General features: G+C 60.7%; 11 protein-coding genes. 10 read left to right on the forward strand and 1 reads right to left on the reverse strand.

Features of this window, described 5'->3' with window-relative positions; translation table 11 throughout:
* Positions 1-119 precede the first annotated feature (119 nt).
* The 8 genes from lptF to pdxJ all read left to right on the forward strand — a co-directional run bounded on the left by lptF (position 120) and on the right by pdxJ (position 8,624).
* Positions 120-1,241, forward strand: coding sequence for an LPS export ABC transporter permease LptF (gene lptF, locus ACA062_RS04770; protein WP_497455423.1), 1,122 nt, complete (start codon positions 120-122; stop codon positions 1,239-1,241).
* The gene (gene lptG / locus ACA062_RS04775; RefSeq protein ID WP_497455424.1) at positions 1,234-2,295 is read left to right on the forward strand and encodes an LPS export ABC transporter permease LptG; all 1,062 of its coding nucleotides are present in this window, start codon (positions 1,234-1,236) and stop codon (positions 2,293-2,295) included. Before lptF ends, lptG begins: the two co-directional genes overlap by 8 nt.
* Before the next feature lie 171 nt (positions 2,296-2,466).
* A complete protein-coding gene (lepA, locus tag ACA062_RS04780) occupies positions 2,467-4,266 on the forward strand; it encodes a translation elongation factor 4 (protein WP_150765935.1) in 1,800 nt (599 codons plus the stop codon).
* Between the two features lie 5 nt (positions 4,267-4,271).
* Positions 4,272-5,126: a signal peptidase I gene (lepB, locus tag ACA062_RS04785; RefSeq protein WP_497455425.1), complete on the forward strand. Its 855-nt coding sequence runs from the start codon at positions 4,272-4,274 to the stop codon at positions 5,124-5,126.
* Positions 5,127-5,310: 184 nt separating this feature from the next.
* On the forward strand, positions 5,311-6,000 hold the full coding sequence (rnc, locus tag ACA062_RS04790) for a ribonuclease III (RefSeq protein ID WP_010463056.1): 690 nt from the start codon (positions 5,311-5,313) through the stop codon (positions 5,998-6,000).
* The gene (gene era / locus ACA062_RS04795) at positions 5,993-6,895 is read left to right on the forward strand and encodes a GTPase Era (RefSeq protein WP_128870815.1); all 903 of its coding nucleotides are present in this window, start codon (positions 5,993-5,995) and stop codon (positions 6,893-6,895) included. The genes rnc and era overlap by 8 nt, the downstream gene beginning before the upstream one ends.
* Positions 6,896-7,066: 171 nt before the next feature.
* Complete coding sequence (gene recO / locus ACA062_RS04800; RefSeq protein WP_497455426.1) at positions 7,067-7,756, forward strand: DNA repair protein RecO; 690 nt, start codon at positions 7,067-7,069, stop codon at positions 7,754-7,756.
* Between the two features lie 121 nt (positions 7,757-7,877).
* Complete coding sequence (gene pdxJ / locus ACA062_RS04805; RefSeq protein WP_497455427.1) at positions 7,878-8,624, forward strand: pyridoxine 5'-phosphate synthase; 747 nt, start codon at positions 7,878-7,880, stop codon at positions 8,622-8,624.
* 127 nt (positions 8,625-8,751) lie between these two features.
* On the opposite strand, the gene mltF is transcribed toward pdxJ, so the two are convergent.
* A complete protein-coding gene (gene mltF / locus ACA062_RS04810) occupies positions 8,752-10,212 on the reverse strand; it encodes a membrane-bound lytic murein transglycosylase MltF (RefSeq protein ID WP_497455428.1) in 1,461 nt (486 codons plus the stop codon).
* A 286-nt stretch (positions 10,213-10,498) separates the two neighbouring features.
* Here mltF and purL point away from each other — a divergent pair, with 286 nt between their 5' ends.
* Complete coding sequence (gene purL, locus ACA062_RS04815; protein ID WP_497455429.1) at positions 10,499-14,395, forward strand: phosphoribosylformylglycinamidine synthase; 3,897 nt, start codon at positions 10,499-10,501, stop codon at positions 14,393-14,395.
* A gap of 5 nt (positions 14,396-14,400) precedes the next feature.
* A complete protein-coding gene (locus tag ACA062_RS04820) occupies positions 14,401-14,712 on the forward strand; it encodes an NGG1p interacting factor NIF3 (RefSeq protein WP_497455430.1) in 312 nt (103 codons plus the stop codon).
* Positions 14,713-14,754: the final 42 nt, after the last annotated feature.

Raw genomic sequence — 14,754 nt, forward strand, 5'->3', positions numbered from 1 at the left:
TGACAGGCGCACCCAATCACAGGATAATGCGCCAACTTTTTCGGCGGCTCTGCCCTGCGGGCCGTCTGATACGTTTGCTTGTTTGGCCGCCTTAGCCTGACAACCCTGGAGTGTCTGGTTTGATTGTCTTTCGTTATCTGTCCCGAGAAGTCCTGTTGACCTTGAGCGCCGTCAGTGCGGTGCTGCTGGTCATCATCATGAGTGGACGCTTTATCAAGTACCTCGCCCAGGCGGCTGCCGGTCTGCTGGATCCGGGCTCGCTGTTTCTGATCATGGGTTTTCGCCTGCCGGGTTTTTTGCAGTTGATTCTGCCGTTGGGCCTGTTTCTCGGGATTCTGCTGGCCTACGGTCGTTTGTACCTTGAAAGCGAAATGACCGTACTGTCGGCCACCGGCATGAGCCAGCAGCGGCTGTTGGCAATGACGTTGTTCCCCGCCACCCTGGTTGCATTGGTGGTGGCGTGGCTCAGCCTGAGCCTGGCGCCGCAAGGAGCCAATCAGTTCCAGTTGCTGTTGAACAAGCAGGATGCCCTGACCGAGTTCGATACCCTTGAGCCTGGCCGTTTCCAGGCGCTGCGTGACGGAACGCGGGTGACCTATACCGAAACGTTGTCGGATAACCGCGTCAACCTCGGCGGCGTGTTCATTTCGCAGAAGAACGTCTCCTCGGACAACAAGAAGGACCGCGGGATTTCCGTGCTGGTGGCCGAGAACGGGCGCCAGGAAATCCGCGCCGACGGCAACCGCTACCTGATTCTCGAAAACGGCTATCGCTATGACGGTAATCCGGGTCAGGCCGACTACCGGGCGATCAAATATGACGAATATGGCGTATTGCTACCAAAACCGGACGTCAGCGATGAAGTCACCGACCGTGACGCGATGACCACCAGTTCGCTGCTGGGCAGTGACGACATCCGTTCCCGCACCGAATTGCAGTGGCGCCTGTCCTTGCCGTTGCTGGTGTTCATCGTGACCCTGATGGCGGTGCCGCTGTCGCGGGTCAATCCGCGCCAGGGCCGTTTCCTCAAGCTGTTGCCGGCGATTCTTCTTTATATGGCTTACCTGACGATCCTGATTGCCGCCCGCGGCGCCCTCGAGAAGGGCAAGATCCCGCCGGCGCTGGGGTTGTGGTGGGTGCACGCGATCTTCCTGGTCATCGGCCTGGGCCTGCTCTATTGGGAACCCCTGCGCTTGAAAATGGCGAGTCGCCGCAGCGCGCTGGAGGTGGCCCGTGGTTAAGCTCGATCGTTACATCGGCAGCAGTGTGTTCATGGCGATCCTGGCCGTACTGGGGATCATTCTCGGTCTGGCGACGCTGTTTGCCTTTATCGACGAGATGAGCGACGTCAGCGATACCTACACCCTGGTCGATGTGTTGAGCTACGTCCTGCTGACCGCGCCACGCCGTCTCTATGACATGTTGCCGATGGCGGCGCTGATCGGTTGCCTGATCGGCCTCGGCAGCCTGGCCAGTCACAGCGAGCTGACCATCATGCGCGCAGCAGGTGTATCGGTTGGACGGATCGTCTGGGCGGTCATGAAGCCGATGCTGGTGCTGATGGTCGTGGGACTGTTGATTGGCGAGTACGTCGCCCCGGCGACGGAAGTCACTGCCCAGGCCAATCGCTCCCTGGCTCAGGGCAGTGGCGATGCGCAAAGCGCCAAGCACGGTCTGTGGCACCGTCAGGGTGACGAGTTTATCCATGTCAACTCGGTGCAGCCCAACGGCCTGCTGTATGGCGTGACCCGTTATCGCTTCGATGATCAACGCCATATGCTGTCTTCGAGCTTCGCCAAGCGCGCGGAATTCGACAAGGATCACTGGCAGTTGAGCGAGGTCACGACCACAGTATTCCATGAAAAAAGCACGGAAGTGGTGACGGCCCCGGTCGAGCGCTGGAACGTGGCGCTGAGCCCGCAATTGCTCAGTACGGTGGTGATGTCCCCCGATTCGCTGTCGATCACCGGCCTGTGGGGTTACATCCACTACCTGGCTGACCAGGGCCTGAGCAATGGTCGTTATTGGCTGGCATTTTGGGTCAAGGTGTTGCAGCCGCTGGTCACCGCTGCCCTGGTGCTGATGGCGATTTCCTTCATCTTCGGTCCGTTGCGTTCGGTGACCCTCGGCCAGCGGGTGTTCACGGGTGTGCTGGTGGGGTTTACCTTCCGCATCGTCCAGGATCTGCTGGGGCCTTCGAGCCTGGTGTTCGGTTTTCCGCCACTCCTGGCGGTGCTGTTGCCGGCCAGTATCTGCGCCCTGGCCGGGCTCTGGATGCTGCGTCGGGCCGGTTGATCCCGGGTATTTGCGGTTCCAGTCGATGACAAAAAACGCCCCTGTCGCAAGACCGGGGCGTTTTTGTACGTGCCGTCTGACCTGTGAACGTGACGCTTGCGCCGTGGATCAGGTACAATTCCCGGCTATTTTTCGGCGGGCTATGCCTGCAGCCTTTTTGAGTGTTGATCCGTGAGTGATTTGAGTCATATCCGCAATTTCTCCATCATCGCCCACATTGACCATGGCAAGTCGACGCTGGCCGATCGCTTCATCCAGATGTGCGGCGGCCTTGCCGAGCGCGAAATGGAAGCCCAGGTCCTGGACTCCATGGACCTGGAACGTGAACGCGGGATCACCATCAAGGCCCACAGCGTCACCCTGTATTACACCGCTCGCGATGGCATCAAATATCAGCTGAACTTCATTGATACCCCGGGCCACGTCGACTTCACCTATGAAGTCAGCCGGTCGCTGGCGGCCTGTGAAGGTGCGTTGCTGGTGGTCGATGCCGGCCAGGGCGTTGAAGCGCAGTCGGTTGCCAACTGCTACACGGCGATCGAGCAGGGCCTGGAAGTCATGCCGGTCCTGAACAAGATCGACCTGCCGCAGGCCGATCCGGACCGCGTCAAGGACGAAATCGAGAAGATCATCGGCATCGACGCCACCGATGCGGTCGAGTGCTCTGCCAAGACCGGCCTGGGCGTCGACGAAGTGCTCGAGCGCCTGGTGCACACCATTCCTGCGCCGACCGGCAACTACGAAGATCCGCTGCAAGCGTTGATCATCGATTCCTGGTTCGACAACTACCTGGGCGTTGTGTCCCTGGTACGCGTGCGCCACGGCCGTGTGAAGAAGGGCGACAAGATCCTCGTCAAGTCCACCGGCAAGATCCACCTGGTGGACAGCGTCGGTGTGTTCAACCCGAAACACACCGCCACCGTTGACCTGAAGGCCGGCGAAGTGGGCTTCATCATCGCCGGCATCAAGGATATTCACGGTGCACCGGTCGGTGACACCCTGACCTTGAGCTCCACCCCCGACGTTGACGTGCTGCCCGGCTTCAAACGCATCCAGCCGCAGGTTTACGCCGGTCTGTTCCCGGTCAGCTCCGACGACTTCGAAGATTTCCGTGAAGCCCTGCAAAAGCTCACGCTCAACGACTCGTCCCTGCAGTACACCCCGGAAAGTTCCGACGCCCTGGGCTTCGGCTTCCGTTGCGGGTTCCTCGGCATGCTGCACATGGAAATCATCCAGGAGCGCCTGGAGCGCGAGTACGACCTGGACCTGATCACCACGGCGCCGACGGTTATTTTCGAGCTGTTGCTGAAAACCGGTGAAACGATTTACGTCGACAACCCGTCGAAGCTGCCGGACCTGTCCTCGATCGAAGACATGCGTGAGCCGATCGTGCGGGCCAACATTCTTGTGCCGCAAGAGCACCTGGGCAACGTCATTACCCTGTGCATTGAAAAGCGTGGCGTACAACACGACATGCTGTTCCTCGGTACCCAGGTCCAGGTGACCTACGATTTGCCGATGAACGAAGTGGTCCTCGACTTCTTCGATCGTCTGAAATCCACCAGCCGCGGCTATGCTTCGCTGGACTACCATTTCGATCGTTATCAATCGGCTAATCTGGTGAAACTGGATGTGCTGATCAACGGTGACAAGGTCGACGCCCTGGCGTTGATCGTGCACAAGGATAACGCGCACTACAAAGGTCGCCAGTTGACCGAGAAGATGAAAGAACTGATTCCGCGCCAGATGTTCGACGTCGCGATCCAGGCCGCCATTGGCGGGCAGATCATCGCGCGGACTTCGGTCAAGGCACTCAGAAAGAACGTATTGGCCAAATGCTACGGCGGTGACGTTAGCCGTAAGAAAAAACTGCTGGAGAAGCAGAAGGCCGGTAAAAAACGCATGAAGCAAGTCGGCAACGTGGAAATTCCACAAGAAGCCTTCCTTGCAGTGCTCAGGTTGGATAGTTAGGTCCTATGTCACTAAATTTCCCGCTGTTGCTGGTCATCGCCGTGTTCGTCTGCGGCCTGTTGGCGTTGCTCGATCTGGTTTTCCTGGCGCCGCGTCGGCGTGCGGCCATTGCCTCCTATCAGGGTAGCGTCAGCCAGCCTGACGGGATGGTGGTCGAGAAACTGAACAAAGAGCCGCTGCTGGTCGAATACGGCAAGTCGTTCTTCCCGGTGTTGTTCATCGTGCTGGTCCTGCGTTCGTTCCTGGTGGAACCGTTCCAGATTCCTTCCGGCTCGATGAAACCGACCCTGGAAGTTGGCGACTTCATTCTGGTGAACAAGTTTTCCTACGGGATCCGCCTGCCGGTGATCGACAGGAAAGTCATCGCAGTGGGTGATCCGCAACGCGGCGATGTGATGGTTTTCCGTTACCCGAGCGACCCGAACGTCAACTACATCAAGCGTGTCGTGGGCCTGCCGGGTGACCAGATTCGCTATACCGCCGACAAGCGCCTGTTCGTCAACGGTGAGTCGATTGCCGAACAACTGGTCGGCTCCGAGCCGGGCACGCTGGGCAGCGCCGAACTCTACAAGGAAAAACTCGGCATTGCCGAGCACCTGATCCGCAAGGAGATGAGCCGCTACCGCGCCGCTGCGGACCATACGTGGACCGTGCCCGCCGGGCACTACTTCATGATGGGCGACAACCGGGACAATTCGAACGACAGTCGCTTCTGGGATGATCCGAGCATTCCCAAGGATCTGCTGGGCATGGTTCCCGACAAGAATATCGTCGGCAAGGCCTTCGCAGTCTGGATGAGCTGGCCAGAACCCAAACTCAGTCACTTGCCGAATTTCTCGCGGGTTGGCCTGATCAAGTAATCACTCACGGCGCTGTTGAACACAGCGCCGAATGCATTTCTGGAGTCGGCACAATCGGCGCCAGAAGCATGAAAACAATGATATTCAGGACGTAATTTTTGAACACAGCGTTAATTGTCCCAAGCCTGCGCCGCACCACGGCGATGGCGGTGGAATCCAGCCACGAACTCAGCGTGGGTAAACCGTGAGCGTCTCCTTAAGCCGTCTAGAGCGTCAGCTCGGCTACACCTTCAAGGATCAGGAACTGATGGTCCTGGCCCTGACTCACCGCAGTTTTGCCGGGCGCAACAACGAACGCCTGGAATTCCTCGGTGATGCCATCCTTAACTTCGTCGCTGGCGAGGCGCTGTTCGATCGCTTCCCGCTGGCCCGCGAAGGCCAGTTGTCGCGTTTGCGTGCCCGCCTGGTGAAAGGTGAGACCCTGGCCGTGCTGGCCCGCGGTTTCGATCTGGGCGAGTACCTGCGCCTGGGTTCCGGTGAGTTGAAAAGCGGCGGTTTCCGTCGCGAGTCGATTTTGGCCGATGCCCTCGAAGCGCTGATCGGTGCGATCTACCTGGATGCCGGCATGGACATGGCGCGCGAGCGCGTGCTGGCCTGGCTGGCCGGAGAGTTCGAAGGCCTGACGCTGGTCGACACCAACAAAGATCCGAAAACCCGTCTGCAGGAATTCCTGCAGTCGCGGGGTTGTGAGCTGCCGCGTTACGAAGTGGTGGATATCCAGGGTGAGCCGCATTGCCGGACGTTCTTCGTCGAATGTGAAATCACCTTACTGAACGAAAAAAGCCGAGGTCAGGGTGTGAGTCGTCGTATTGCCGAACAGGTAGCGGCCGCCGCAGCACTGATTGCCCTGGGTGTGGAGAATGGCAATGACTGATTCAACCGCAACACGCTGTGGCTATGTTGCCATCGTCGGCCGTCCCAACGTGGGCAAGTCCACGCTGCTCAACCACATCCTCGGCCAGAAACTCGCGATCACCTCGCGCAAGCCGCAGACCACCCGCCACAACATGCTGGGCATCAAGACCGAAGGCGCCGTTCAGGCGATCTACGTCGACACCCCGGGCATGCACAAAGGGGGCGAGAAGGCGCTGAACCGCTACATGAACAAGACCGCTTCGGCGGCGTTGAAAGACGTCGACGTGGTGATCTTCGTGGTTGACCGCACCAAGTGGACCGACGAAGACCAGATGGTCCTCGAGCGCGTCCAGTACGTCACCGGCCCGCTGATCGTCGCACTGAACAAGACCGATCGCATCGAAGACAAATCCGAGCTGATGCCGCACCTGACCTGGTTGCAGGAACAGCTGCCGAACGCGCAGATCATGCCGATCTCGGCCCAGCACGGGCACAACCTCGAAGCGCTGGAGCGGGTGATTGCCGGTTACCTGCCGGAAAACGATCACTTCTTCCCCGAAGACCAGATCACCGACCGCAGCAGCCGCTTCCTCGCCGCTGAGCTGGTGCGCGAGAAGATCATGCGCCAATTGGGTGCCGAGCTGCCGTACCAGATCACCGTGGAAATCGAAGAGTTCAAGCAGCAGGGGAAAACCCTGCACATCCATGCGTTGATCCTCGTCGAACGTGACGGCCAGAAGAAAATCATCATTGGCGACAAGGGCGAGCGCATCAAGCGCATCGGCACCGAAGCGCGCAAGGACATGGAGCTGTTGTTCGACTCCAAGATCATGCTCAATCTCTGGGTCAAAGTGAAAGGCGGCTGGTCCGACGACGAACGCGCCCTGCGTTCGCTGGGTTACGGCGACTTGTAACACTGACCTGCGCTTCACCGCAGAACCCTGTGGGAGCGGGCTTGCCCGCGATGAGGATGTAACATTCAGCAGAGATGTTGAATGTAAGTCCGCCATCGCGGGCAAGCCCGCTCCCACATTGGTTTTTGTTGTTTGTAAAACTGCGCTCTTTCATTGAGAACCCTGACTTCCATGTCTTCAACCCCACCCACCGGTCAACCCGCCTTCGTCCTCCACTCCCGCGCCTACCGCGAAAACAGCGCATTGGTGGATTTCCTCACGCCGCAAGGGCGGCTGCGGGCGGTGTTGCGCAGTGCGCGGGGCAAGGCGGGGACGCTGGCGCGGCCGTTCGTGCCACTGGAAGTCGAGTTCAGGGGGAGGGGTGAGCTGAAGAACGTCGGGCGCATGGAAAGTGCCGGCGTTTCCACCTGGCTCAATGGTGAGGCGCTGTTCAGTGGCCTCTACCTCAACGAGCTGTTGATCCGTCTGCTGCCCGCCGAAGACCCGCATCCCGCTGTCTTCGATCACTATGCCGCCACTTTGCTCGCCCTGGCTGAAGGCCGTCCGCTGGAGCCGCTGCTGCGATCCTTCGAATGGCGGCTGCTGGATGACTTGGGCTACGGCTTTGCCTTGACCACCGATATCCACGGCGAACCCATCGCGCCGGACGGTCTGTACCGCTTGCAGGTCGATGCCGGCCTGGAGCGGGTCTACCTGCTGCAACCCGGTCTGTTCAACGGTACCGAACTGCTGGCCATGGCCGACGCCGACTGGTCCGCGCCCGGCGCGTTGTCCGCTGCCAAGCGCTTGATGCGTCAGGCGCTGGCCGTACACCTGGGCGGTCGTCCGCTGGTCAGTCGCGAGTTGTTTCGCAAGCCGTAGGGCCTGTTGACGCTTGATGGTGGCCGCGACGGTGCCCGTCACGTCCACTACCAAACGTCAACAGACCCTGGCTCCCCGTGTATGCTGTGCACCGAACTTTCCCTTCTTCAGGAGCGCTTCCGTGACCACCAGCAATCGCATTCTTCTTGGCGTTAACATCGACCACGTTGCCACCCTGCGCCAGGCCCGGGGCACCCGTTACCCGGATCCGGTCAAGGCAGCACTCGACGCCGAAGAGGCGGGCGCGGATGGCATCACCGTGCACCTGCGTGAAGATCGCCGGCACATCCAGGAACGCGACGTGCTGCTGCTCAAGGACGTGCTGCAAACCCGCATGAACTTCGAAATGGGCGTCACCGAGGAAATGATGGCCTTCGCCGAGCGCATCCGCCCGGCGCACATTTGCCTGGTCCCGGAAACCCGCCAGGAACTGACCACCGAAGGTGGCCTCGACGTAGCGGGGCAGGAAGCGCGGATCAAGGCGGCGGTGGATCGCCTGGCGCAGATCGGCTGTGAAGTGTCGCTGTTCATTGATGCGGACGAGCGGCAGATCGAAGCGTCCCGTCGTGTTGGCGCGCCAGCCATCGAACTGCACACCGGTCGTTATGCGGATGCCGAGACGCCGACGCATGTGGCTGAAGAATTGAAGCGCGTCGCCGATGGCGTGGCGTTTGGCCTGGCGCAGGGTTTGATCGTCAACGCCGGCCACGGTCTGCACTATCACAACGTCGAAGCCGTGGCCGCGATCAAGGGCATCAACGAGCTGAACATCGGCCATGCGCTGGTGGCCCATGCGTTGTTTGTCGGGTTCAAGTCGGCTGTATCGGAAATGAAAGCGCTGATCCTGGCAGCAGCGTTGAAAGACTAGATCGGCGGCGCTGCCATCGCGGGCAAGCCACGCTCCCACAGGTTCGCGTGAACGACAATTGTGTGTTCGACTCGGACCTGTGGGAGCGTGGCTTGCCCGCGATGGCGTCTTTGAAAGCCGCGAAGATTTAGAGCTGTGGGGTTTCCTGATTCGGTTTGGTCTTGTCGACCCCTGGCACGTGCAGGTTGCCCTCCGCCACCTGATCGCCTTCAAGCTGCGGCTGCGTGACCCAGGTCAGGATGTCGTAGTAGCGACGGATGTTCGCCACGAAATGCACCGGCTCACCGCCCCGGGCGTAGCCGTAGCGGGTTTTGCTGTACCACTGTTTCTGCGACAGCCGCGGCAGGATCTTCTTCACGTCCAGCCACTTGTCCGGGTTGAGCCCTTCCTTGGCCGCCAGTTTGCGCGCGTCATCCAGGTGGCCGCTGCCGACGTTGTAGGCCGCCAGGGCAAACCATGTGCGATCCGGCTCCTGGATCGAATCGTCCAGCTGATCCTTCATGTAGGCCAGGTACTTGGCGCCGCCCATGATGCTCTGTTTCGGGTCGAGGCGATTGGACACGCCCATGGCCTGGGCGGTGTTCTGGGTCAGCATCATCAGCCCGCGCACACCGGTCTTGGAGGTGACGGCCGCTTGCCACAGGGATTCCTGATAACCGACCGCGGCCAGCAGGCGCCAATCGACTTTCTCTTCCTTGGCGTACGCCTTGAAGTGCTTCTCATACTTGGGCAACCGTTGCTGCAAGTGCTGGGCGAAGGTGTAAGCACCCACGTAGCCGAGCACGTCGACGTGCCCGTAATAGCGGTCCTTGAGACGTTGCAGGGTGCCGTTCTTCTTCACCTCGTCGAGGTAGCTGTTGATCTCGTTCAGCAGGCTGTTGTCGTCGCCAGGCGCTACGGCCCAGCTCTGGTTGCTGGCATTGCCGAGATCGAAGGCCACTCGCACGTTGGGGAAGTAGACCTGGTTCATTGCGACTTCGTTGGAGTCGACCAGGGTCAGGTCGATCTGATCTTCATCCACCATGCGCAGCAGGTCGACGACTTCAACGGCGTCGGACTCTTCGTATTCAATGCCGGGATATTTCTTTTTCAGTTCCGCCAGCTGCTCGGCGTGGGTGCTGCCCTTGAGCACCATGATCTTCTTGCCCACCAGATCTTTCGCATCGGTTGGCCGCGATTGGCCATTGCGATAGATGATCTGAGGGGTGACTTCCAGATAGGAGTGGGAAAACCGTACCTGCTTCTTGCGCTGCTCGCTGGCGACCAGGCCGGCGGCAGCCAGCACCGGGCCGTTGGGCTTGCCCACCTGGTTGAACAGGTCGTCGAGGTTGTCGGCGGTTTCGATCTTGAGCTCGACCCCCAGATCGTCGGCGAAGCGCTTCACCAGCTCGTATTCGAAGCCGGTTTCACCGTTGCGATCCTGAAAGTAGGTGGCAGGGCTGTTTCGGGTAACCACCCGCAGCACGCCATCCTCCTTTACGCGCTCCAGTGTGTTGGGTTTATCAACACAGCCACTGAGCATCAGGAAGAGTCCGGTTGCGATCAGCCATTTGGCGTACCGCGGACGCAAAGCCGTTGGGGAAAACATCTGCGCAGTATACGCAAAGGACCACGAGCGCCATATCTCGACAGCGAACGGCTTGTCTGTTAGAGGACGAAAAACTCGCCCGGCGCCCGCAGGAATGGGCTTGCACGGCACTTCATGACACAAAAAATAACCCCTGGCGCGCCTCCCGGAGCGCCTGGGTCACGGCACCGCGCAGGCGCTCCGACGTTCGGGTACAGCCGCGAGTACCGTTTCGAGTGATGTCGCGGCCTGTTTAGGCTAGAATGCACGGCCTCAAAGCACACCCCTTCCCGAGGCTGTCCCGAAGATGTTGATCCTGCGCGGCGCTCCTGCCCTTTCTGCCTTTCGCCACAGCAAACTCCTTGAGCAACTTCGCCGATGCGTCCCGGCTGTCAGCGGCTTGTATGCTGAATTCGCTCACTTCGCCGAAGTTACCGGCGTCCTGACCGGCGACGAACAGCAGGTGCTCGCGCGCCTTCTGAAGTACGGCCCAAGTGTTCCGGTACAAGAGCCGACCGGTCGTCTGTTCCTGGTGTTGCCGCGTTTCGGCACCATTTCGCCATGGTCCAGTAAAGCCAGCGACATCGCTCGCAACTGCGGCCTGAGCAAGATCCAGCGCCTGGAGCGCGGCATTGCGTTCTACGTCGCCGGCCAGTTCAGCGACGCCGAAGCACAGCTGATTGCTGACGTGCTGCACGACCGTATGACCCAGATCGTCCTCGGCAACCTTGAACAGGCCGCCGGCCTGTTCAGCCACGCCGAACCCAAGCCCCTGACCGCGATCGACGTGCTGGGTGGCGGCCGCGCCGCGCTGGAAAAAGCCAACACCGAGCTGGGCCTGGCCCTGGCCGAAGACGAGATCGACTACCTGGTCAACGCCTTCGTCGGCTTGAAGCGCAACCCGCACGACATCGAACTGATGATGTTCGCCCAGGCGAACTCCGAGCACTGCCGTCACAAGATCTTCAACGCCAGTTGGGACATCGACGGCCAGAGTCAGGAAAAAAGCCTGTTCGGCATGATCAAGAACACCTACGTGATGCACAGCGAAGGCGTTCTGTCGGCTTATAAGGACAACGCCTCGGTGATCGTCGGCAACGTTGCCGGCCGTTTCTTCCCGGACCCTGAAACCCGCCAGTACGGCGCGGTGCAGGAACCGGTGCACATCCTGATGAAAGTCGAGACGCACAACCACCCGACCGCGATTGCTCCGTTCCCGGGTGCAGCCACCGGTAGTGGCGGCGAGATTCGCGACGAAGGCGCCACCGGCCGTGGTGCCAAGCCAAAGGCTGGCCTGACCGGTTTCACCGTATCCAACCTGCAGATCCCGGGCTTCGAACAGCCGTGGGAAGTGCCGTACGGCAAGCCTGAGCGCATCGTTACCGCGCTGGACATCATGATCGAAGGCCCGCTCGGTGGCGCCGCGTTCAACAACGAATTCGGCCGTCCAGCCCTGACTGGTTACTTCCGTACCTTCGAACAGTCGATCACCACCCCGCGTGGCGAAGAAGTTCGCGGTTACCACAAGCCGATCATGCTGGCCGGCGGCATGGGTAACATCCGTGCCGAACACGTGCAGAAAGCCGAGATCACCGTCGGCTCCAAGCTGATCGTGCTCGGCGGCCCGGCGATGCTGATCGGCCTGGGCGGCGGCGCCGCTTCCTCCATGGCCACCGGCACCAGTTCGGCGGACCTGGACTTCGCTTCCGTACAGCGTGAAAACCCGGAGATGGAACGTCGCTGCCAGGAAGTCATCGACCGTTGCTGGCAACTGGGTGACAAGAACCCGATCAGCTTCATCCACGACGTCGGCGCGGGCGGTCTGTCCAACGCCTTCCCGGAACTGGTCAACGACGGCGACCGTGGTGGCCGCTTCGAACTGCGCAACATTCCAAACGACGAGCCGGGCATGGCCCCGCACGAAATCTGGAGTAACGAATCCCAGGAACGCTACGTTCTGGCAGTCGGCCCGGCCGACTTCGAACGCTTCCAGGCAATCTGCGAACGTGAGCGTTGCCCGTTTGCCGTGGTCGGCGAAGCCACTGCCGAGCCGCAGCTGACGGTCACGGATAGCCACTTCGGCAACAGCCCGGTGGACATGCCACTCGAAGTGCTGCTGGGCAAAGCCCCGCGCATGCACCGTTCGGCCGTTCGCGAAAACGAGCTGGGCGACGATTTCGATCCGTCGACCCTGGAGATCGCAGACTGCGTCGAGCGCGTCCTGCATCACCCGGCCGTGGCCAGCAAAAGCTTCCTGATCACCATCGGCGACCGCACCATCACCGGCCTCGTGGCCCGTGACCAAATGGTCGGCCCGTGGCAAGTTCCGGTGGCCGACGTTGCCGTCACCGCCACCAGCTTCGACGTTTACACCGGTGAAGCCATGGCCATGGGCGAGCGCACTCCGCTGGCCCTGCTGGACGCCCCGGCGTCGGGCCGCATGGCCATCGGCGAAACCCTGACCAACATTGCCGCGTCGCGCATCAACAAGATCTCCGACATCAAATTGTCGGCGAACTGGATGTCCGCGGCCGGTCACCCGGGTGAAGACGCGCGTCTGTATGACACCGTGAAAGCGGTCGGCATGGAATTGTGCCCGGACCTGGGCATCACCATTCCGGTGGGCAAGGACTCCATGTCCATGGCCACGCGCTGGAACGACGACGGCGTCGACAAGACGGTGACCTCGCCGATGTCGCTGATCGTGACCGGTTTTGCGCCTGTGGCTGACGTCCGTCAGACCCTGACGCCGGAACTGCGCATGGACAAGGGCACCACCGACCTGATCCTGATCGATCTGGGCCGTGGCCAGAACCGCATGGGCGCCTCGATCCTGGCTCAGGTTCACGGCAAGCTCGGCTCGCAAGCGCCGGACGTCGACGATGCCGAAGACCTCAAAGCCTTCTTCGCCGTGATCCAGGGCCTCAACGCCGACGGTCACCTGCTGGCGTACCACGACCGTTCCGACGGCGGTCTGCTGACCAGCGTGGTGGAAATGGCGTTCGCCGGCCACTGCGGTCTGAGCCTGAACCTCGACGGTCTGGCAGAAACGTCCGCCGACATTGCCGCGATCCTGTTCAACGAAGAGCTGGGTGCGGTGATCCAGGTTCGCCAGGATGCCACTCCGGACATCCTCGCGCAGTTCAGCGCGGCCGGTTTGGGTGACTGCGTCTCGGTGGTCGGTCAGCCGATGAACAACGGCCAGATCAACATCACCTTCAACGGCGAAACCGTGTTCGAAGGCCAGCGTCGTCTGCTGCAGCGTACATGGGCTGAAACCAGCTACCAGATCCAGCGTCTGCGTGACAACGTCGACTGCGCCGAGCAAGAGTTCGACGTGCTGCTGGAAGAAGACAACCCGGGCCTGAGTGTCAAGCTGAGCTACGACGTCAACCAGGACGTCGCCGCGCCTTACATCAAGAAAGGCATCCGCCCACAGGTTGCCGTGCTGCGTGAGCAGGGCGTCAACGGCCAGGTGGAAATGGCGGCAGCGTTCGACCGCGCCGGTTTCAACGCGATCGACGTGCACATGAGCGACATTCTGGCCGGCCGTGTCGACCTGAATGAGTTCAAGGGTCTGGTCGCTTGCGGCGGTTTCTCCTACGGCGACGTACTGGGTGCCGGCGAAGGCTGGGCCAAGTCCGCGCTGTTCAACAGCCGCGCTCGCGATGCGTTCCAGGGCTTCTTCGAACGTAACGACAGCTTCACCCTCGGCGTGTGCAACGGTTGCCAGATGATGTCCAACCTGCACGAGCTGATCCCGGGCAGCGAGTTCTGGCCGCACTTCGTGCGTAACCGCTCCGAGCAGTTCGAAGCCCGCGTGGCGATGGTTCAGGTCCAGGAGTCGAACTCGATCTTCCTGCAAGGCATGGCCGGTTCGCGCATGCCAATCGCCATCGCTCACGGTGAAGGACATGCCGAGTTCTCAAGCGAAGAAGCGTTGCTGGAAGCCGATCTGTCGGGTTGTGTGGCGATGCGTTTCGTCGACAACCACGGCAAGGTCACCGAAAGCTACCCGGCCAACCCGAACGGCTCGCCACGCGGGATCACCGGGCTGACCAGCCGCGACGGTCGCGTCACGATCATGATGCCGCACCCGGAGCGGGTGTTCCGCGCCGTGCAGAACTCGTGGCGTTCGGAAGACTGGAACGAAGATGCACCGTGGATGCGCATGTTCCGTAATGCCCGCGTGTGGGTGAACTAAGCGTCGTGTACAAGCTCAGCTTTTTTGTTCCCGACAGTCATGTCGAAGGGGTCAAGAGCGCCGTATTCGCCGCCGGTGGCGGACGGATCGGTGCTTATGACCATTGCGCCTGGCAAGTGCTGGGCCTTGGCCAGTTTCGACCATTGGATGGCAGTCAGCCGTTTATTGGGGAAACGGGACAGGTCGAGCAGGTTGAGGAATGGAAGGTTGAGCTGGTGGTGGCGGATGAGTTGATCGTGGCTGTGGTGGCTGCGTTGAAACTCAGCCACCCCTATGAAACGCCGGCTTATGAGGTGTGGCGGTTGGAGGATTTCTGATTCTGCGGCTGCTGAAAAAAAACCCGCTGAAGTGATATCAGC

Source organism: Pseudomonas sp. LBUM1679, from assembly GCF_059695565.1.

Coding starts and splice junctions, on each gene's coding strand:
- purL (WP_497455429.1), top strand. CDS start 10,499: ATGTTGATCCTGCGCGGCGCTCCTGCCCTTTCTGCCTTTCGCCACAGC.
- lepB (WP_497455425.1), top strand. CDS start 4,272: ATGTCACTAAATTTCCCGCTGTTGCTGGTCATCGCCGTGTTCGTCTGC.
- era (WP_128870815.1), top strand. CDS start 5,993: ATGACTGATTCAACCGCAACACGCTGTGGCTATGTTGCCATCGTCGGC.
- mltF (WP_497455428.1), bottom strand. CDS start 10,212: ATGTTTTCCCCAACGGCTTTGCGTCCGCGGTACGCCAAATGGCTGATC.
- recO (WP_497455426.1), top strand. CDS start 7,067: ATGTCTTCAACCCCACCCACCGGTCAACCCGCCTTCGTCCTCCACTCC.